Below are 18796 nucleotides of genomic sequence, written 5' to 3'. Positions count from 1 at the left end.
AGGGGAGCGTTGCCCCGTCCGCGCCCCTCATTCACCTCACGCGGGGAACATCACACTGCTGCCGAACGAGACGGCCGCCGCCATGCCACGGATGGCCGGGCGGCCGCACCCGAACGAGTGAGGGCGTCGCGGTTTCGGGGAACGGCTCCGATGGGCAGGGTGAGGCGCGTGAGGCGACACTCGATAGGTGAGGCGCGTCACTCCGTGCGGGGGACCTCCCGGCCCGCCGCCCGCGGGGGCACGGACGCCCGGACCCATGATGCGGGAGCCGGGTACCGGCGCCGGTACCCGGCCGGTGCGTTCCGCCGGAGACGGACCCTCCCGTTCGTCGGAAACCACGAATCAGACTTGGACGACTCGTTTTCTTGAATCTTTCGTGTTTATGGAGGTAGGTTCGCTGCATGACCGCATCCCAGCCTCCGACCACCGCCGCGGAGCTGCGCGGTGCCGGCCTGCGCGTGACGGCGGCCCGCGTCGCCCTGCTGGACGCCGTCCGTGACGGCGACCACCTCGGTGTCGAGGCCATCGCCGACAAGGTCCGCGACCGCGTGGGCCACATCTCCCTGCAAGCCGTCTACGACGCCCTGCACGCGCTCACCGCGGCGGGGCTCATACGCCGCATCGAACCGGCCGGCAGCCCCGCCCGGTTCGAGGGCCGCGTCGGCGACAACCACCACCACGCCGTCTGCCGGTCGTGCGGGGTCGTCGTCGACGTCGACTGCGCGGTGGGTCACGCACCGTGTCTCACCGCGTCGGACGACCGGGGCTTCGTCATCGACGAGGCCGAGGTCGTCTACTGGGGCACCTGCCCCGACTGTTCCACCGGTCGTACGGCCTGAGCGCCGCGTCCCGTCCGTTTCGGAAGGATTGACATGCCCGACAACAAAGATGCGATCGTCACTGACCCGAAGGACGAGGGAACCGGCGGCTGCCCCGTCGCCCACGGCGCCGGCGCCACCTCGCTGCACCCCGCCCTCGGCAGCGGCAACGACCGCTGGTGGCCGAAACAGCTCAACCTGAAGGTCCTTGCCAAGAACCCGCCCGTCGCCAACCCGCTGGGCGAGGAATTCGACTACGCCGAGGCCTTCCTGAGCCTGGACCTGCCGGCGGTGAAGCGTGACATCGCCGAGGTGCTGACCACCTCGCAGGACTGGTGGCCCGCCGACTTCGGCCACTACGGCCCGTTCATCATCCGCATGGCCTGGCACAGCGCCGGTACCTACCGCACCCTCGACGGCCGCGGTGGCGGCGGCAGCGGCCAGCAGCGCTTCGCCCCGCTGAACAGCTGGCCGGACAACGCCAACCTGGACAAGGCCCGCCGCCTGCTGTGGCCGGTGAAGAAGAAGTACGGCAAGAACCTCTCCTGGGCCGACCTCATCATCCTCTCCGGCAACGTCGCGCTGGAGACCATGGGCTTCAAGACCTTCGGCTTCGGCGGCGGCCGCGTGGACGCCTGGGAGCCGGACGCCGACGTCTACTGGGGCCCGGAGACCACCTGGCTCGGCGACGAGCGCTACACCGGCGACCGCGAGCTGGACAAGCCCCTCGCGGCCGTCCAGATGGGCCTGATCTACGTCAACCCGGAGGGCCCCAACGGCAACCCGGACCCGATCGCGGCGGCCCGCGACATCCGCGAGACCTTCGCCCGCATGGCGATGAACGACGAGGAGACCGTCGCCCTGATCGCGGGCGGCCACACCTTCGGCAAGACCCACGGCGCCGGCCCGGCGAGCGACGTCGGCCCCGACCCGATGGACGCGCCGATGGAGCAGCAGGGCCTCGGCTGGAAGAGCAGCTTCGGCACCGGCAAGGGCCCCGACACCATCACCTCCGGCCTTGAGGTCACCTGGAACTCCACGCCGATCACCTGGGACGAGAACTTCTTCGCCACCCTGTTCGGCTACGAGTGGGAGCTGACCGAGAGCCCGGCCGGCGCCCACCAGTGGAAGCCGAAGGACGGCGCGGGCGAGGGCACGGTTCCCAGCGCCTTCGACCCGAACAAGAAGATCGCGCCGAACATGCTCACGACGGACCTGTCGCTGCGCTTCGACCCGATCTACGAGCCGATCTCCCGCCGCTTCCACGAGAACCCCGAGCAGTTCGCGGACGCCTTCGCCCGCGCCTGGTACAAGCTGACCCACCGCGACATGGGCCCGAAGTCCCTGCTCCTCGGCCCCGAGGTCCCGGAGGAGACGCTGCTGTGGCAGGACCCGCTGCCGCAGCCCGTCGGGCAGCCGATCGACGCGGCCGACGCCACCGCGCTCAAGGCCAAGATCCTCGACACCGGCCTGACCGTGCAGCAGCTGGTCCACGCCGCCTGGGCCTCCGCGGCCACCTTCCGCGGCAGTGACAAGCGCGGCGGCGCCGACGGCGCCCGTGTCCGCCTGGAGCCCCAGCGCGGCTGGGAGGTCAACGAGCCCGACCAGCTCGCCCTGGTGCTGCGCACCCTGGAGGGCGTCCAGCAGGAGTTCAACGCCTCCGCAGGGGCCAAGCACGTCTCCCTGGCCGACCTGATCGTCCTCGGCGGCGACGCCGCGGTGGAGCAGGCCGCCAAGGACGGCGGGTTCCCCGTCGAGGTGCCCTTCACCCCGGGCCGCGTGGACGCCTCCCAGGAGCAGACCGACGTCGAGTCCTTCGAGGCGCTCAAGCCCGCCGCCGACGGCTTCCGCAACTACGTCGGCAAGGGCAGCAACCCCGGCCGCGCCGAGTACATGCTCGTCGACCGGGCCAACCTGCTCACCCTGAGCGCCCCGGAGATGACCGTCCTCATCGGCGGTCTGCGCGCGCTCGGCGCCACCTACCAGGGCTCCAAGCTCGGTGTCTTCACCGACCGGCCGGGCACGCTGACGAACGACTTCTTCGTCAACCTGCTCGACCTCGGCACCACGTGGAGCTCCACCAGCGGCGACGAGGCCACCTTCGAGGGCCGCGACTCCGCCACCGGCCAGGTCAAGTGGACCGGCACCCGCAGCGACCTGGTCTTCGGCTCCAACGCCGAACTGCGCGCCGTCGCCGAGGTGTACGCCAGCGACGACGCCAAGGAGAAGTTCGTCAAGGACTTCGTCGCCGCGTGGCACAAGGTCATGAACCTCGGCCGGTTCGACCTCGCCTGACCGGTCGGCCCTTGAGGCGCCCGGGACCGGCCCCGACGGGCCGGCCCCGGGCGCCTTCGCCTGCTCCCACCTGGGAATACGGGGCTTTACCCGCCCCCGACTGCGCCCACGCGGACCCGGGTGCACGATGGTGGTGAAGACGCCTTCGGGCCGGCACTCCGCCACGCGGCCGTGAGCAGGCGAGAGGAGGCGGCGGCCGATGACTCGCACCCCATGGACGCCCCCGGCCACCCGGGTCCGCCTGTGGCGCTGGCGGCGCAACCCGCTGCGGCGGCGCAGCGATCTGGCCGAGGGCTGGATCATCCTTCTCACCTGGATCTTCGCCGTCCTGGGCGGCGCGCTCGCCGGCTGGGCCGCCGGGCAGACCGTGGACGCCTCGCTCGCCGCCCGCCGCGCCGAGGTGCACACCGTCTCCGCCGTGCTCACCGCCGACGCGGCGCGGACCGTCACCGAGGGCAGCGGCTACGACGGCGACCACGTCTGGGGCACCGTGCGCTGGACCGACCCCGACGGCTCGGTGCACACGGGCCGCACCAAGGTACGGCCGGGGACCACCGCCGGCAGCGCCACCACCGTGTGGACCGACGGCACCGGCCGGACCGTGCCCCCGCCCGCCTCCACCGCCGAGGCCGCCCTCCAGACCGTCCTCACCGGCCTCCTCGTCGCCCAGGTCAGCGGTACGGCCGTCTGGGCCGGGGGCCGGCTGCTGCGCGGCTCGCTGGTGCGGCGGCAGCTGTCCGAGTGGGACAAGGAGTGGAAGCGCGTCGGCCCGGAGTGGCGCAAGCTCAGCGGGGGCCGGGGCTGAGCGCCGCCGCCGACACACGGGGTACGCGTGACCCTTGGACAGGGGTGGTGCGCGGCTGTTTCGCTGTTCCTCCCGTCGGTGACCGACAGGCCGACGGCCGATGCCCACGGCCGATCCGGGAGGACCTTCCCATGCCCCGTACCAACCCCGTGCCCCGCCGCCGGCTCCTCCGGGCGGGCGGCGCCCTCGCCACCGCCGCCGCGCTCACCCCCACGGTGCAGGCCCACGCCGCCGGCTCCGCGTCCGACGACGTGACCGCTCGACTGCGTTCGCTGGAGCGGGAGTACGACGCGCGTCTCGGCGTCTACGCCCACAACACGCGCACCGGCCGGACCGTGACGTACCGTGCGGGCGAACCGTTCGCGATGTGCTCGCTGTTCAAGGCGTTCGCGGCGGCGGCCGTGCTGCGCGACCACAGCGGCCGCGGCGGGCGCGCCGGCCGTACCGGGCTCGACGAGGTGATCCACTTCCCGCCCGCCGACATCCTGCCCAACTCCGAGCACAGCGCGGCCTTCGTGGAGACGGGCATCCCCGTGCGCGACGCGTGCGCGCTGGCCGTCCGGTACAGCGACAACACGGCGGGCAACCTCATGCTGCGCCGCATCGGAGGCCCGGCCGGACTCACCCGGTTCTTCCGCTCCCTCGGCGACGGGGTGAGCAGGCTCGACCGCTGGGAGACCGACCTCAACACCGCGATTCCCGGTGACCCGCGCGACACCACGACCCCGTACGCCATCGGGCGGAGCCTGGAGCGGCTGGCCCTGGGCCGTGCGCTCGACGGGGCCGGCCGGCGGCAGCTCGTCGCCTGGCTGCGCGGCAACACCACCAGCACGAAGCGGTTCGGTGCGGGACTGCCCGCCGGCTGGACGCTCGCGGACAAGACCGGCACCGGCTCCTACGCCAGCGCCCACGATCTCGGCGTCGCCTGGACCACGCGCGGCACCCCCGTCGTGCTCGCCGTGCTGTCCACGAAGGCGGAGCGGGACGCGCCCGTGGACGAGACAGTGATCGAGCGCACCGCCCGGCTGCTCGCGGCCGCCGTCGCACCCGGTGAGTAGCGGTGTCCGTGTCCGGGGATGACGCGACATGTCTGCCGCCCCAACTCCCGGATACCGGGCCCGATGCCGACATTTTCCATCCGTACTGAGCTGCGCAATCAGTCCGGTTGAGCTTCTGCGGTGATGAACTCGTGGAAAATTGACGGGAGTTGTAAAGCCGACAAGACTCTGCCCAGCTTCGCTCCGCCTCGGGCGGGCGAAGCGACGCGGCCGCCGTGCGCCGACGCCGGTGCGTCGCGTCCCGCCACCTCCCACACCTGCCTGAAATGGACAGAGGCTCACCTTGTCACGTTCCCAACCAGCCCGGTCCCTCGCCGCGGTCGCGGCCACCTTCCTCGCGGCGGCCGCCGCGCCCCTGATCGGGGCCGGCCCGGCCCACGCCTCCGACGGCGGCGGATGCCAGTCCGCCACCGTCCAGTACCGCCTCGTCGGCGCGGACGGCAAGACCGTCGGCGCGGACTGGACCTCGCAGGGCGGATTCCACCAGTGGGACACCGTCCCCGGCACCGTCGAGGTCCGCCTCGCCCCCGGCCAGAGCGTCAACGCGGGCTGCGAGTACCCCGTTTCGCTGGCCGAGTACACCACGGAGGGTCCCGACTGGCTCTCCTCCGGACAGCAGCAGCTGGTCGACAAGGCCACCGTCTTCCTGTCCGCCGAGGACGTCGCGGGCCAGGACGACGCGGGCCGCAGCTGGAAGAAGCTCAGCGTCAAGGCGCCCGACTGCTTCGGCCAGATAGACCTGTACGGCGACGACGTCTCCTACGACGGCAAGGAGGGCGAGGGCCATGGGCAGCTGCCCGACGTGCGGACCGGTGTCCTCACCCCGTACCACCTGATCGCCGCGTGGAACGGCGGTGACAAGCGCTGCGAGTCCACCCCGGCCCCGCAGTCGCCGTCCTCGCCGGCCTCGGCCTCCGCGCCCGCCCCGTCCGCCTCGGCCCCGGAGTCCTCCGCGACCCCGCAGCCGAGCGCGCCCGCGGGCAAGGAGACCACCCCGGCCCCGAAGCCGAAGCCGTCCGGGACGCCGTCGACCAGCGCGCACGTGCCGCCGCTGACCAGCTCCCCGTCGGCCGCGCCCAAGGCGTCGCCCAACGGTGGCGCCAAGCCGCCGCTGGCCGAGACCGGCGCGGGGTCGGTCGGCATGATCGCGGGCGGTGCCGCCCTGGTGCTGGCCCTCGGCGCCGGAACGGTCTACGTCAGCCGTACGCGCCGCTCCTGACGGCGCACCACAGCGGGAGGGGGAGCCGTCGGCGGACGGCTCCCCCTCCTTTGTGTGTACGGGAAAGTGCGCAGGTCAGCGCGGGGTTACTGATCAGTTTCCCAATACCGGCAGTAACATGATCACCTTGGCTCCGGGTGTTACCCGTCAGTCAAGTCAGCGCGGTCCGCGAGGACGCGCCCTGCCCGGAGATGGCCATGTCTGCTGCCGACGACGCATTCGAGAACGCGCGTTTCTCCTACGACCAGCACATCCGCACGTGCCGCCAGTGCCACGCCGACGCCGCCCCCTGCGCGGTCGCCAAGCACCTGCTGCGCCTCTACAACATCGCCCGCCGCGACCGAATGCGCGCGGCAGGCCCCGCGACGGGCTGACCCGAGGGGCGGGCCTTCACCGGAGCGGGGACTTCCCTTCACCGGAGTGGGGACTTTCTCCGGCAGTTCCAGCAGTACTCGGCCACCGGCGCGGTCACCCCGTCGGATGAGCCGACCGTACGATCAGGTCCCGTAGTTCCTCCACCGCTCGGGTGTGGGCGCCGGTCAGTTCCGGGGTTTCCACGGTGGCGGGGGTGAGGGGGACGGGGCGGGGGCCGGCTGTCACGTGGTGGCGGATGGCGTCGATCATGGTGGGGAGGCGGCCCCACTCGCCGCCCACGACCACCAGGTCCGGGTCGGTCAGGGCGACGGCCGCGCTCAGGACGCCGCCGACCGCTCGCGCGAGCGCGTCGCGTACCCGGGGCTCGTCGGGTCCGGTGACCGCCGCCCGTACCGCGTCCGCGTCGACCGCCGTCGAGTCGGCCCGGCGCAGCCCCAGCGCGGCGAACACCTCGGTCAGCGGCATCGCCGTACCGTCCGGACCCGGCACGCAGACATGGGCGATCTCGCCGGCGAGACCCCGGTGACCGCGCCGTACCGCGCCGTCCGTGACGACGGCGCAGCCGAGACCCTCGCCGAGGTGGACGTACACGAAGTCGTCCACCCCGGCCGCGCTGCCCGTCTGGCGCTCGGCGCGGGCCGCCCAGTTGATGTCGTTGTCCACCAGGACCGGGCCGTTCACATACGGGGCGAGGACGGCGGCCGGGTCCAGGTCGCCCACCAGGAAGGGCGCGTCGGGGAGCCGGACCAGCCGGCCGCTCGCCCGGTCCACCGGGTCGGCGGCGCTGACCACCGCCGTGCGCGGCGCGCCCCGCCCGGACACGCAGAGCTTCGCGGCGACCTCGGCCAGCGCGCGGGCGGCCCGGCGTTCGCCCGCGTTGCGGCCGAGGTCCGCGCGGGCCCGGTCCACGGTGGCGCCGAGGGCGTCCACGGTCTCGGCGGTCACGCCGTGCGGGGAGATGCTCGCGACCAGCGCGGTGCCGAGATGGGGGGCGAGCGCGTAGTACGAGCCCGCGCGGCCGCGCCCCGTCGTCCGCTCGCCGGTGTCCACCAGCAGCCCGGCCCCGGCCAGGCGCTGCACGCCGTCGGAGATGGTCGGCTTCGAGATACCGGTCAGGGCGGCGATCTCCGCCCTGGTCAGACGCGGATGCGCCATCAGCGCGCGCAGCACGTTCTCGTCGGTGAGCGCGCGGAGCATCTCCAGGGAGGGCTTGGCGGGAGTCATGCCCCGCATCCTAGTAAGGGCTGTTGCCTAAAGCCGGTGCGCTGTCTACCGTAGGGATTGGTAAGGAGTCCTGACTAAATCGTTCCGCCGGATTCCATGCCGTCGTACGTGACCCACACAGAGCCGTACCGAAGGAGCCGGGCGATGACGCTCGCCGCTGAACAGCAGCCCCAGACAGGTGAGTTGCCGCACTGGGACACCGTGCCCGAGGACCTGCCCGCCGCGATCCGCACCATCAAGGCCGCGCTGCGTGCCCGGATCGAGGCGTCGGGCCGGACCGTCGAGGAGGTCTACGCCGTCGCCGAGCGGCGCGTGGCCGAGCGGGTCGCGGAGATCCGCGCGGCGCGCGCGGCGGGCGAGCCGGTCTGGCCCGTGATCGAGTACGCCGACATCGAGAACGGCACCGTGACCCCCGAGCAGCGCGCCGCCGTCGAGCGGCGCGGCTGTCTCGTCGTGCGCGGCCACTTCCCGCGCGAGCGGGCCCTCGCCTGGGACGCCGGGATCGTGGACTACGTCGAGGGCAACCGGTTCTTCGAGAACTACCGTGGCCCCGGCGACGACTTCTTCGGCAGCGTCGGCTCCCGGCCCGAGATCTACCCCGTCTACTGGTCCCCGCCGCAGATGGAGGCCCGGCAGAGCGACCGCATGGCCCGGACGCAGTCCTTCCTCAACTCCTTCTGGAAGCACACCTCCGACGGGGTCCAGTGGTTCGACCCCGACCGCGACGCGCTCTACCCCGACCGCATCCGCCGCCGTCCCCCGGGCGCCGACTCCGCGGGCCTCGGCGCGCACTGCGACCCCGGCACCCTCGACCTGTGGATGACCGGCGCCTACCAGCGCGCCTTCCGCCACCTCTTCGACGGCACGGTCGAGGAGTACGACCCCTGGAACCCGGCCCACCGCACGGCGGGCCCGCAGTACCCCGGCTCCACCATGTGCTCGGCGTTCCGCACCTTCCAGGGCTGGACCGCGCTGTCCGACATGGACCACGACCAGGGCGTCCTGCACACCGTGCCGGTCCCCGAGGCCATGGCCCTGCTGATGCTCCGCCCGCTGCTCGCGGACGTCCCCGAGGACGACATGTGCGGGGTCACCGTCAACCGGGTCTTCCCCGCGAGCGAGAAGTGGCACCCCCTGCTCCTCGAAGCCCTCTCCGGCATCCCGGACGTGCGCGCCGGGGACTCCGTCTGGTGGCACTGCGACATGATCCACAGCGTGGCCCCCGTCCAGGACCAGCAGGGCTGGGGCAACGTCATGTACATCCCCGCCGCCCCCTGGTGCCCGCGCAACGAGGAGTACGCCGGCTCGGTCCGCGCCGCCTTCCTCACCGGCTCCAGCCCCTCGGACTTCCCCGAGGAGCACTACGAGCGCACCTGGCCCGACCGCTTCGGCCCCGAGGCCCTGAACGACACGGGGCGCCGGGGACTGGGCTTCGCCGAGACGCCGTAGGGGGATACCCCGAGCGGGGCCTGGGGGAGACCCGGAGCGTGGCCTCGGGGAGACCCCGGGCGCGTGATGGGGGCCGCGCTCCTGCTCCCGCACGAGGCAGCGCCCCGGCCCGGCGGCCTAGCGTCCTGGCATGACGTCGATCAGACCCCTCGCCAAGGACATCCTCCGGGCCGCGGCGCTCCTTCCGCTGAGCGTGGCCCGCGCGGCCACCGCGCTGAAGGGCCGCGCCCCCCACCGCTCACGCGGTCTGCTCCACGCCGGTACCGGCATCCTGCTCGGCGCCGTCGCGCTCGTCCTCGTCGGCACGGAACTGCTGGTCATCGCGCGCGGGGCGCTGTACGGATTCGTCGACCAGGGGCCGTACGACCACTCCTGGGGCGGCCCGACGCTCGCCGGGGCCTGGCTGGTGCACTTCCTGGCCAGCCTGCCCGTCGTGGCCGGCGCCCTGGGCCTGCTGTGGTTCATCGCGCACCTGGACGACCGCCTCGGCGCCCGGTTCGTACGGGGCGAGCGGACCGGGGCCTGGGCCCTGCCCGCCGCGCTGCTGCTGCCGGCCGGGGCGGTCGTGTTCGTGATCGCCTGGATACATCAGCTATAGAGCGGGTACCTTCTCGCCCGGCTGCGCCTCCGCCTTGCTCAGCGCCGCGTCCCGGGTGTCGGGCATCAGGACGTACGTCACCAGGGAGATCAGCGCGCAGCCGGAGACGTACCAGAAGAACAGCCGCTCGTGGCCGGCGTCCTTGAACCACAGGGCGACGTATTCCGCCGTGCCGCCGAAGAGGGCGTTGGCGACGGCGTAGGGCAGGGCGACACCGAGAGCGCGGACGCGGGTGGGGAACAGCTCGGCCTTCACCGCCGCGTTGATCGAGGTGTAGCCGGTGACGATCACCAGCGCCAGCAGGGACAGCCCCAGCGCGGGCCAGAAGGAGGACGCCGAGCCGAGCGCCGTCATGATGGGATACGTGCCCACCGTGCAGCCCACCGCGAAGGTGATCAGCAGCGGCCTGCGGCCGATCCGGTCGGAGAGCGCCCCGGCCAGCGGCTGGAGCAGCGCGAACACGGTGAGCGCGGTGAAACTCACCAGCGTGGCCGTCGACTTGGCCATGCCCGCGCTGCCGATGAGGTACTTGGTGAGATACGTGGTGTACGTGTAGTACGCCACCGTGCCGCCCAGGGTGAGCGCCATGACCAGGCCCGCCTCGCGCCGGTGCTCCCACAGCGCGGTGAGCGTGCCGCGCGCGGTCGGCGCGTTCTCCCCGGCCGCCTCCTCGGTGAACGCCGCCGTCTCCGTCAGCCGCCGCCGCAGCCAGAACACCACCAGGGCGAACACCGCGCCGACCACGAACGGCAGCCGCCAGCCCCAGCTCTTCAACTGGTCCTCGGTCAGGGTGTGTTGCAGCGTGATCAGGATGGCGAGGCCAAGGAGCTGGCCGCAGGTCATCGACACGTACTGGAAGGAGGAGCCGAGCCCGCGCCGGTTCCGCGCGGAGGCCTCGGTGAGATAGGTGGCGCTGGCCGCGTACTCGCCGCCGATGCTGAGCCCCTGGAGCAGCCGGGCGAGCAGCAGGACGAGGGCGCCGAAGTAGCCGGCCTGGCCGTAGGTGGGGGCCACGGCGATGAGCAGCGCGGCCACCGACATCATCGTGACGGTCAGGGTCAGCGCGCTCTTGCGGCCGTGCCGGTCGGCGGCCCGTCCGAGAATCCACCCGCCGACCGGGCGCATCAGGAAGCCGACGGCGAAGATGCCCGCCGTGTTGAGGAGTTGGGTCGTCGGGTTGTCGCCGGGGAAGAAGGAGTCGGCGAAGTAGATCGCGAAACTGGCGTAGACGAACCAGTCGTACCACTCGACGAGATTGCCGAGCGATCCGCCGACGAGGGCGAGACGGCGGCTGCCGGGGGAGTCCGTGGACGGTACGGCCGTGGGGGGTGTCATGGCGGCTCCAGGGGACGGCGAAGTCCCGGAGGCACGGCGACAGCCGCCGTTCCGCCGGGACACGGGTCCGCCCGATCATGAGTCACCGGCCCCACCCGCACAAGGGGCCGTCACCCCCGTGACGGCCCGGCGGGGCGGCCTACTTGAACCAGTACTTCACACCGCGGTGGTGCGAGCAGGTGCCCTGCGAGTGCTTCGAGTACGACACGGAGGCGTCCTTGCACTTCGCCGTCTCGTACGCGTCCTTCGGCTTCTGGTGGTGCGTCCAGCCGCAGACCCCGGTGGTGTGGTGCACACAGTGGTGGGCCGTGTTCTTGGCCGGCAGCGCCGTCGCGGCGGACGCGGACGGTGCGCTGAAGAAGGCGCCGGCGAGAGCGACGGCGACGGCCGTGGCGGCGAGGCGTGCGCGCAAAGGAATCCCCCCTAGAGATCGAATGTGATGCTCGCGTGAAGATCGTATACCAGGGTCTTCACATGTTTTGCGAGTTGGGCGAGGAATGGGTGGGTGGGAGAGGGGGTGCCGGCAAAGCCGTGGTGCGGCGCGGCGCTCGGATGTATTGTCCAGAACTGGAAATCCGGTCCAGAGTCGCTGTTCACGCGGGCCGCCAACTTCCCTGCGAGCGGAGGACGTTCATGGAAGGCCCCGAGGAATACGACGCGGACGAACATCTGATCCAGGAGGCCGAGAAGATCGCCGTCGCCCTCGGCCGGATGTTCCCCGGGCTGTGCGAGGTGGTGCTGCACGACCTGCGGGACCCGGGCCATGCGATCCGGGCGATAGAGAACAACCTCTCCGGGCGCCAAGTGGGCGACGCGGCGACCGAGTTGGGCCTCGCCCGGATCGCCGACCCGGACTACCCCGGCGTCGTCCAGAACTACCCCAACCGCTTCCCCGACGGCCGCCCGGCCAAGAGCACCTCCATCGGGATCAAGAACCGCGCCGGTGACTACGTCGCCGCCCTCTGCCTCAACCTCGACGTCTCCGTGCTCTCCCCGGTCGCCCTCACACTCGGCCGGCTCGTCGCCACCGGCCCCGAACACCCCGGCGAGCCACCGGAGTCGCTCGGCGACCGCACCGCCCGCGAACTGCGCACCGCCGTCGAGTCGTACGCGGCCCGCAGCGGGAGCACCCCCAGATCCCTGAGCCGCGACGCCAAGCGGGAACTGGTGCGGAGCCTGCACCGGGACGGCTACTTCGCCTCACGGGACGCCGCCCGGACCATCGCGGACCTGCTCGGGATCTCCCGGGCCACCGTCTACAACTACGCCGGATGACAGGACCGTCCGAGCCCACCCGTACCGCCGATCACCCCAGGGGACTCACCATGGCCGCCGTACCCTCCCTCACCCTCGACGACGTCCGGGCCGCCGCCGCGCGCCTGAAGGGCATCGCCCACCGCACCCCCGTGATCACCTCTCGCACCCTCAACTCCCGTGTCGGGGCGGAGGTGTTCATCAAGTGCGAGAACTTCCAGCGGGTCGGCGCCTTCAAGTTCCGGGGCGCCTACAACGCCGCCGCCCGGCTCACGCCCGATCAACTGGCCAAGGGCATCGCCGCGTTCTCCTCCGGCAACCACGCCCAGGCCGTCGCCCTTGCCGCTCGTGAACTGGGGACCACCGCCGTCATCCTGATGCCCGAGGACGCCCCCCGCTCCAAGGTGGAGGCGACCCTCGGCTACGGCGCCGAGGTCGTCACCTACGACCGCTACACCCAGGAACGCAACGCGCTCGGCACCGAACTCGCCGAGGAGCGGGGCCTCGCCCTGATCCCGCCCTACGACCATCCCGACGTCATCGCCGGACAGGGCACCGCCGCGCTCGAACTCCTGGAGGAGACGGGCGAACTCGACGCGCTCGTGGTGCCCGTGGGCGGCGGCGGGCTCATCGCGGGCAGCGCCACCGCCGCGAAGTCCCTCCATCCGGCGATCCGGATCATCGGCGTCGAGCCCGAGGAGGGCGACGACACCAAGCGCTCCCTGGACACCGGCGAACGCGTCACCATCCCCGTGCCCCGCTCCATCGCCGACGGCCAGGTGCTGCCCTCGCCCGGCGAGATCACCTTCGCGCTCAACCAGCGGCTGGTGGACGCCATCGCGCTGGTCGGCGACGAGGAGATCGTGGAGGCGATGCGGTTCGCCTTCGAGCGGCTGAAGATCGTCCTGGAGCCGAGCGGCGCCACCGGCCTGGCCGCCCTCCTCTCCGGCCGGGTCGAGAACCTCCCGCGCCGCGTCGGCGTCATCGCCTCGGGCGGCAACATCGACACCCGCAGGTTCACCGAACTCCTCGGCTGACGACGGCGGTTCCGGGCAAGGCCGGCGAGGCCGCGCCCGGAGACGCCGTACGCGCTACTCGGCGGGCAGCGCGTAGTCCGCGAGCGACACCGAGCCCGAGTTGGCCAGCGGCACCCCGTCCAGGAACGCGGCCGGCAGGTCGAACGCCTCCACCAGGGCGCCCATGTGCGGGGCCAGCTCGCGCAGCACGTCGTCCACCAGCCCGGGCAGCGAGCAGACCTGGTCCGGCGACAGATGCCCGTGCGCCAGCAGGTCACCGCTGCGGGCGCTCGTCTCCTGGAGCAGGAACAGCAGGCACAGCCGTCCGAGCAGGGCCCGCGCCCCCGGCTCCGACGCCCGGTCCACGGCGTCCAGGAAGGCGTCGGCGGCGCGCAGCCGGGCGTGCGCCGAGACCATCTCCAGGGCCGCCGAGGAAGCGCCGTTCCAGCGGGCCACGGGATCGCCGGACGGCCCCTGCCGCAGCCGGGTCCGCGCCCGGTCCCGCCAGATCGACTCGGCCCGCGCCAGCAGCCCCCGCAGATGCCCCGGCTCGGTCAACTGGGCCGCGCCGGCGGGGGAGTCGAGCGGACCGGGCGGCGGCTGCTCGGCGAACAGCATCTCGGCGGCCGCCTTCACCGAGATCACCGTGTTGTCGCCCTCGGCGGTCACGGTGCCCTCGATGTACTGCGGGAACTCGGAGAGCCCGTTGGCCGCGAACAGCGCCTGGGCACCGCAGCGTTCACGGCACTCCACGGTGACCTCCCGCGCCTGCCAGGTGATCCAGCTCTTGGCCACCGCGACCAGCCGCTCGGCCTCCGCCTGCCGTTCGGGGTCCGGGTCCGTGCGGTGCGTGGTCCAGCCGTCGAGTGCCGTGCGGTGCAGGAAGGTCATGGCGTACGCGGTGGCCAGGCCCTTCAACAGCGGCCCGTGGTGGGAGCGGTGGGCGTTCACCGGGATGCGCTCGCCCGCGCGCGGCCCGCTGACCTGCCGGTGTCCGCCGTAGCGCACGGCTATGGCGAGGGCTGCCCGGGTGGCGCCGATCGCGGCGCCGCTCATGCACAGCTTGCCCATGGTGACCCGGCCGATGGAGCGCAGGAACCGCTTGCGCCGGTTGCCGAGTTCGCTGTGCAGCGTGCCCTCGGCGTCGAGGCGGCCGTGCGCGGACTCCAGCAGGGCGGAGCGGGGCAGCGGCACCCGGTCGAAGGAGGTCATGCAGTGGTCCACGGGCGCGCCGGTGCGCATCGGCAGCCTGCGCACCCGTATGCCCGGACGCAGTCCGTTCTCGTCGCTCAGCGGGGTCAGGAACAGGAAGACCCCCTCGTCCCGGCCGTCCACCAGCAGCCGGGCGGCCACCACCGCGCTCTTGGGGCCGCCGGTCAGACTGGTGTTGGGCATGAACTTCTGGGCGCCGGCGTGCGGGGTGTGCAGCACGAACCCGCCGGTGGCCGGGTCGAGTTCGGCGGTCGTCTCCAGCGCGGAGGCGTCGTTGCCGTGCTCCAGCTCCGTGCACAGGAACGTGCCGACGCGGCGCAGCGAGGTGAAGTCGGAGAGGTCGCGGCCGCCGTCGTGGTCGAGCAGGCTGCCGAGGAACAGGTTGTAGTGGATGCTCGCCACCGTGCACAGGCCGCCGCCACCGTCCACGATGGCCGCCCACTCGTGCAGGGCCGCGAGTTCCGCCGGATCGTCGGCGAGCCGTTCCGGTGCCCCGGCGGTGTCGTTCACCAGGCGCAGCCAGGCGTAGGAGAGTTCGGCGCGCTCGGCGGCCGTGAGCCCCGGGCGGTGGCGGAAGGTGTCCCGCGAGATCAGGTCGCGCCAGCGGCCGTGCCCGCGCTCGCGCGCTCCGCCGTCGAAGAGGAGCCGGGTCAGTTCCGCGACGGCCGCCGGGGCCGGTGCGGAACGGGACGCGGACAGAAGGGACTTGTGGTGCTCGTCGTCGTTCCCGGGTGCCGAGGGGAGTTCTACCTGAGGTGTCAGAAGAGTCATGGGCCCGCTCCCGTGGTCGCAGATCCGGCAGGAAGGGATGCGCAGTGTCAGAAGATACGGACCTTCCGGTTTGCTTATCAAGCAAAGACTTTGTCAATCGGTTACCGCACGGTTGCGTAATGTGGGTGCTTCAAGTTCGACAACTGACCGAAACTGAACGGCTTTTACAGGGATGTGGCACCCTCCCGCAGCGCGCCGGGTCGGCCGGAAGGCGTTGTGATACCGGGCGGCACGTCTTATCGTGGCCGGCGGTGAGGGGCCCGGGCGCTCGTACGTGAGGGCGAGCGCACGCTTGAAAGGGCGAGTTGGCGGGTGGCAGGATGCGTACCCGCCGGTCTCTTTCCGTCACCGACCGGGCCGTGAAGCCAGTGCGGAGGGTGTGCCGTGGCGCTGCAGGAACGTGCGATCAGGACAAGGCGCAACATCCTGGTGGCAGCCGCCGACGTGTTCGCCGACGTGGGGTACGAGGCCGCCACGATCTCCGAGATTCTGCAGCGGGCCAACGTCACCAAGGGCGCCCTCTACTTCCACTTCGCCTCCAAGGAACAGCTCGCCCAGGCCGTCCTCACCGACCAGCTCACCTCGGTGCCGGACACCCCGCCGCGCGAACTCGTCCTCCAGGAAGGGCTCGACGCGGGCTTCCTCCTCGCGCATCTGCTCGGCGAGGGCGATCCGCTGGTGCGGGGCAGCGTCCGGCTCACCGTGGACCAGGGCTCGCCCCAGGACGGCCTGGACCGGCGGGTGCCCATGGCCTCCTGGATCGACCACAACGCCAAGCTCCTGGCGCGGGCGAAGGCGAGCGGTGAACTCCTGCCGCACGTCGACGTCGAGGCCGCCGCCAAGGCGTTCGTCGCCGCCTTCACCGGCGCCCAGGTGCTCTCCAAGATCATGAACGACCACACGGACCTCATGGAGCGCGTGGTCGACCTCTACCGGCATCTGATGACCAGCATCGCCGTCCCCGCCGTCCTCGTCCGCCTCGACATGGGCCTGGACCGGGGCGGGCGCGTCCACGCCGAGGCCCTGGCCCTGCGCCGGGAGACCGAGGAGCCCGGCGTCACCGGCTGAGCCGCCGGGAGCGGCGCACGGCGGGCGCGCGGGGACCGGACCGCCGCCCGGCCGGTACCCGGACCACGCCCCCGCCCGGTCGCCGGACCGCCGCCCGGCCACCGCTCGGACGGCGAGCACCCCTTCCCCACACGGCCCCCGGCCGCCACCCCTTCCCCACACGGACCCGCCCGGACGCCGGGGGACCTCCCGCCGGCCGGCACCGCAGCACGACCACGTGAGCGCAGGACCGAACCAGGAGGACACCGATGGAGACGACCGCCTGCCCCTACGTCTTGGACATCACCGGCCGCGACCACCAGGGCGAGGCCGCCCATCTGCGCGGACAGGGCCCCGCCGTCCCCGTCGAACTGCCCGGCGGCGTGACCGCCTGGGCCGTCGTGCGGCAGACGTACGTGGAACGGCTGCTGGCCGACCCCCGCGTCTCGCGCAGCGCCCGGCTGCACTGGCCCGCCTTCATCGAGGGGAAGATCACCGAGGACTGGCCGCTGTACCCCTGGGTGGCCAACGAGAACATGCTCTTCGCCTACGGGGAGCACCACTCCCGGCTGCGCAGGCTCGTCGCGGGCGCCTTCACCCTGCGCCGCTCCGAGGCGCTGCGCCCCCGCGTCGAGGAACTCTCCGCCGAACTCCTCGACTCCCTCGCCGCCGTGGCCCCCGGCACCCCGGTCGACCTGCGCACCGACTACGCCGAGGTGCTGCCACTGCGCGTCATCTGCGAGCTGTTCGGCGTGCCGCGCGGCGCCGACACCGACGCGCTCTCGGACGCGCTCAGCACGGTGTTCAGCTCCACGACCCCGGCCGCCGAGATGGAGGCCGCCCGGCTCCAGGCGTTCGGGCTCCTGGCCAAGCTGGTGGCGGTCAAGCGGGAGCAGCCCGGCGACGACCTCACCAGCTCGCTGATCGCCGCCCGCGACAACGGCGACCGGCTCACCGAGGAGGAACTGCTCGGCTCCCTCTTCATGTTCATCGCCGCGGGCCAGGACACCACCGCCACCCTCATCACCAACGCGGCCGGCGCCCTGCTCACCCACCCCGACCAGCTGGAGCACGTCCGGGAGGGGCGCGCCACCTGGGCCGACGTGGTATCCGAGGCGATGCGCGTGCACACGCCCGGCGCGTACTCGCCGCTGCGCTTCGCCGTCGAGGACATCGACCTGGACGGGGTGACGATCCGCAAGGGCGACTGCATCCTTGTCGACTTCGCGGCCGGCGGCCACGAGACCGACCGGCACGGCCCGGACGCGAGCCGCTTCGACGTGCTGCGCACCAAGCGCGACGTCCTCGGCTTTGGCCACGGCCCGCACCGCTGCCTGGGCGCCCCGCTCGGCGAGATCGAGGCCGCCTCCGCGCTCTCGAAGCTCTTCGGGCTCTTCCCGGACGTACGACTGGCCTGCGCGCCCGAGGAGTTGCAGCCGCTGCCGACCTTCATGCTCAACGGATTCCGTTCACTGCCCGTGCTGCTGCGTCCCACGGACGCCTGACGGGCCCACGGCGCGGGCCCGCTGCGGATGCGGGCTTTCGAAGGGGGAGCGCCACATGGTCAAGCAGGAGCGGGCCGTCCGTACCCGGCAGGCCCTGGTCCACGCGGCGGCGGAACTCTTCGCCGCCGACGGGTACGCCCGTGCCTCCTTACCCGCGATCAGCGCGCGGGCCGGGGTGAGCACGGGCGCCCTGCACTTCCACTTCCCGGACAAGGACGCCCTGGCGGGCGAGGTGGAGCGGGTGGCGGCCCGTACGGTACGGGAACTGGCCGGGCGCTGCGGGCGCTCCGAGGGCAGCGCGCTCGGGGCGCTCGTCACCGCCACCCGGCAGCTCGCGGTCACACTCGCCGCCGACCCGGTGACCTCGGCGGGCTTCCGGCTGAGCGGCGACCCCGCGCGGCGGCACCGGGCCGGGCTGCTCGACTGGTGGCAGGCATGGGTGCGCGAGACGGTCGGCCGGGCGGAGGCGGCGGGCGAACTGGCCGACGGGGTCTCGCCCGAGGGCGCGGTGGTGGCGGTCGTCGCCGCGACCGCCGGATTCGAGGCGCTGGGCAGCCGGGACCGCGACTGGCTCTCCCGCGAGCGGATGGACCGCTTCTGGACCCTGCTCCTGCCCTGTCTGGCCTCCCGCCCGCCAACGAGAGAACCCCGCCCCTGAGTTGTCAGGGACGGGGTTCCGCTGGAGCGCCGGGCAGGCCTTGCACCTGCATTTCCCCGCAGGAAGCGGGGCGTCTTTCCTTGGACCACCAACGCACGGCGCGTCACCCGTATTTGGGTGCCTCGCTCATGAACAAGCTTAGCCTACGATCACGGTG

Annotated in this window: 17 protein-coding genes; 13 read left to right on the top strand and 4 right to left on the bottom strand. The window is 72.5% G+C overall.

Translation table 11 applies throughout. The annotated features are described in order from the left end of the window. Window positions 1-401: 401 nt before the first annotated feature. The 6 genes from AB0898_RS26420 (at window position 402) to AB0898_RS26395 (ending at window position 6569) form a co-directional block, all read left to right on the top strand. A complete protein-coding gene (locus tag AB0898_RS26420) occupies window positions 402-839 on the top strand; it encodes a Fur family transcriptional regulator (protein ID WP_366805487.1) in 438 nt (145 codons plus the stop codon). Window positions 840-872: 33 nt separating this feature from the next. After that, the gene (gene katG, locus AB0898_RS26415) at window positions 873-3113 is read left to right on the top strand and encodes a catalase/peroxidase HPI (protein ID WP_366805486.1); all 2241 of its coding nucleotides are present in this window, start codon (window positions 873-875) and stop codon (window positions 3111-3113) included. 199 nt (window positions 3114-3312) lie between these two features. Continuing rightward, a complete protein-coding gene (locus tag AB0898_RS26410) occupies window positions 3313-3918 on the top strand; it encodes a hypothetical protein (RefSeq protein WP_366805485.1) in 606 nt (201 codons plus the stop codon). Window positions 3919-4049: 131 nt separating this feature from the next. Continuing rightward, a complete protein-coding gene (bla, locus tag AB0898_RS26405) occupies window positions 4050-4976 on the top strand; it encodes a class A beta-lactamase (RefSeq protein ID WP_366805484.1) in 927 nt (308 codons plus the stop codon). Window positions 4977-5259: 283 nt separating this feature from the next. Then, a complete protein-coding gene (locus AB0898_RS26400; protein ID WP_366805483.1) occupies window positions 5260-6195 on the top strand; it encodes a hypothetical protein in 936 nt (311 codons plus the stop codon). Window positions 6196-6392: 197 nt separating this feature from the next. Then, a complete protein-coding gene (locus tag AB0898_RS26395) occupies window positions 6393-6569 on the top strand; it encodes a hypothetical protein (RefSeq protein ID WP_366805482.1) in 177 nt (58 codons plus the stop codon). Window positions 6570-6663: 94 nt separating this feature from the next. Here the strand turns inward: AB0898_RS26395 and AB0898_RS26390 are convergent, their stop codons facing one another. Beyond that, a complete protein-coding gene (locus AB0898_RS26390) occupies window positions 6664-7794 on the bottom strand; it encodes an ROK family transcriptional regulator (protein WP_366805481.1) in 1131 nt (376 codons plus the stop codon). A 144-nt stretch (window positions 7795-7938) separates the two neighbouring features. Between AB0898_RS26390 and AB0898_RS26385 the strand changes: the two genes are divergently transcribed. Together AB0898_RS26385 and AB0898_RS26380 are read left to right on the top strand one after the other, a co-directional pair. Next, the gene (locus AB0898_RS26385; RefSeq protein ID WP_366805480.1) at window positions 7939-9243 is read left to right on the top strand and encodes a DUF1479 domain-containing protein; all 1305 of its coding nucleotides are present in this window, start codon (window positions 7939-7941) and stop codon (window positions 9241-9243) included. A 130-nt stretch (window positions 9244-9373) separates the two neighbouring features. Further along, a complete protein-coding gene (locus AB0898_RS26380) occupies window positions 9374-9841 on the top strand; it encodes a hypothetical protein (protein WP_366805479.1) in 468 nt (155 codons plus the stop codon). Here the strand turns inward: AB0898_RS26380 and AB0898_RS26375 are convergent. After that, window positions 9836-11176, bottom strand: a complete 1341-nt coding sequence (locus AB0898_RS26375; RefSeq protein ID WP_366805478.1) for an MFS transporter — start codon at window positions 11174-11176, stop codon at window positions 9836-9838. The genes AB0898_RS26380 and AB0898_RS26375 overlap by 6 nt on opposite strands. 139 nt (window positions 11177-11315) lie before the next feature. Next, window positions 11316-11588, bottom strand: coding sequence for a DUF3761 domain-containing protein (locus tag AB0898_RS26370; protein ID WP_366805477.1), 273 nt, complete (start codon window positions 11586-11588; stop codon window positions 11316-11318). Between the two features lie 221 nt (window positions 11589-11809). On the opposite strand from AB0898_RS26370, the gene AB0898_RS26365 reads away from it, so the two are divergent. Both AB0898_RS26365 and AB0898_RS26360 read left to right on the top strand, forming a co-directional pair. Continuing rightward, a complete protein-coding gene (locus tag AB0898_RS26365; RefSeq protein ID WP_366805476.1) occupies window positions 11810-12451 on the top strand; it encodes a PAS domain-containing protein in 642 nt (213 codons plus the stop codon). A gap of 50 nt (window positions 12452-12501) precedes the next feature. Continuing rightward, window positions 12502-13467, top strand: a complete 966-nt coding sequence (locus tag AB0898_RS26360) for a threo-3-hydroxy-L-aspartate ammonia-lyase (RefSeq protein WP_366805514.1) — start codon at window positions 12502-12504, stop codon at window positions 13465-13467. A 54-nt stretch (window positions 13468-13521) separates the two neighbouring features. Here the strand turns inward: AB0898_RS26360 and AB0898_RS26355 are convergent, their stop codons facing one another. Beyond that, entirely contained in the window at window positions 13522-15429 is a 1908-nt protein-coding gene (locus AB0898_RS26355; protein WP_366805475.1) for an acyl-CoA dehydrogenase, read from the bottom strand. Between the two features lie 384 nt (window positions 15430-15813). Here AB0898_RS26355 and AB0898_RS26350 point away from each other — a divergent pair, with 384 nt between their 5' ends. The 3 genes from AB0898_RS26350 to AB0898_RS26340 all read left to right on the top strand — a co-directional run bounded on the left by AB0898_RS26350 (window position 15814) and on the right by AB0898_RS26340 (window position 18639). Further along, the gene (locus AB0898_RS26350) at window positions 15814-16497 is read left to right on the top strand and encodes a ScbR family autoregulator-binding transcription factor (protein WP_366805474.1); all 684 of its coding nucleotides are present in this window, start codon (window positions 15814-15816) and stop codon (window positions 16495-16497) included. A gap of 248 nt (window positions 16498-16745) precedes the next feature. Next, window positions 16746-17981 (top strand): cytochrome P450, encoded by a 1236-nt coding sequence (locus AB0898_RS26345; RefSeq protein WP_366805472.1) that lies wholly within the window; start codon window positions 16746-16748, stop codon window positions 17979-17981. Window positions 17982-18036: 55 nt separating this feature from the next. Beyond that, window positions 18037-18639 (top strand): ScbR family autoregulator-binding transcription factor, encoded by a 603-nt coding sequence (locus AB0898_RS26340; protein WP_366805471.1) that lies wholly within the window; start codon window positions 18037-18039, stop codon window positions 18637-18639. The last annotated feature ends 157 nt before the right edge of the window (window positions 18640-18796 follow it).

This window comes from Streptomyces sp. NPDC005435 (assembly GCF_040703155.1).
In the GTDB taxonomy this organism is placed as follows: Bacteria; Actinomycetota; Actinomycetes; order Streptomycetales; family Streptomycetaceae; genus Streptomyces.
Note: the sequence above shows the minus strand (reverse complement) of the source record. Positions and strands in the feature narration are given on the sequence as shown.

Excerpts from the sequence above, each read along its gene's own strand:
- AB0898_RS26420 (WP_366805487.1), top strand. The coding sequence starts at position 402 with ATGACCGCATCCCAGCCTCCGACCACCGCCGCGGAGCTGCGCGGTGCC.
- katG (WP_366805486.1), top strand. The coding sequence starts at position 873 with ATGCCCGACAACAAAGATGCGATCGTCACTGACCCGAAGGACGAGGGA.
- AB0898_RS26410 (WP_366805485.1), top strand. The coding sequence starts at position 3,313 with ATGACTCGCACCCCATGGACGCCCCCGGCCACCCGGGTCCGCCTGTGG.
- bla (WP_366805484.1), top strand. The coding sequence starts at position 4,050 with ATGCCCCGTACCAACCCCGTGCCCCGCCGCCGGCTCCTCCGGGCGGGC.
- AB0898_RS26395 (WP_366805482.1), top strand. The coding sequence starts at position 6,393 with ATGTCTGCTGCCGACGACGCATTCGAGAACGCGCGTTTCTCCTACGAC.
- AB0898_RS26390 (WP_366805481.1), bottom strand. The coding sequence starts at position 7,794 with ATGACTCCCGCCAAGCCCTCCCTGGAGATGCTCCGCGCGCTCACCGAC.
- AB0898_RS26385 (WP_366805480.1), top strand. The coding sequence starts at position 7,939 with ATGACGCTCGCCGCTGAACAGCAGCCCCAGACAGGTGAGTTGCCGCAC.
- AB0898_RS26380 (WP_366805479.1), top strand. The coding sequence starts at position 9,374 with ATGACGTCGATCAGACCCCTCGCCAAGGACATCCTCCGGGCCGCGGCG.
- AB0898_RS26375 (WP_366805478.1), bottom strand. The coding sequence starts at position 11,176 with ATGACACCCCCCACGGCCGTACCGTCCACGGACTCCCCCGGCAGCCGC.
- AB0898_RS26365 (WP_366805476.1), top strand. The coding sequence starts at position 11,810 with ATGGAAGGCCCCGAGGAATACGACGCGGACGAACATCTGATCCAGGAG.
- AB0898_RS26360 (WP_366805514.1), top strand. The coding sequence starts at position 12,502 with ATGGCCGCCGTACCCTCCCTCACCCTCGACGACGTCCGGGCCGCCGCC.
- AB0898_RS26355 (WP_366805475.1), bottom strand. The coding sequence starts at position 15,429 with ATGACTCTTCTGACACCTCAGGTAGAACTCCCCTCGGCACCCGGGAAC.
- AB0898_RS26345 (WP_366805472.1), top strand. The coding sequence starts at position 16,746 with ATGGAGACGACCGCCTGCCCCTACGTCTTGGACATCACCGGCCGCGAC.
- AB0898_RS26340 (WP_366805471.1), top strand. The coding sequence starts at position 18,037 with ATGGTCAAGCAGGAGCGGGCCGTCCGTACCCGGCAGGCCCTGGTCCAC.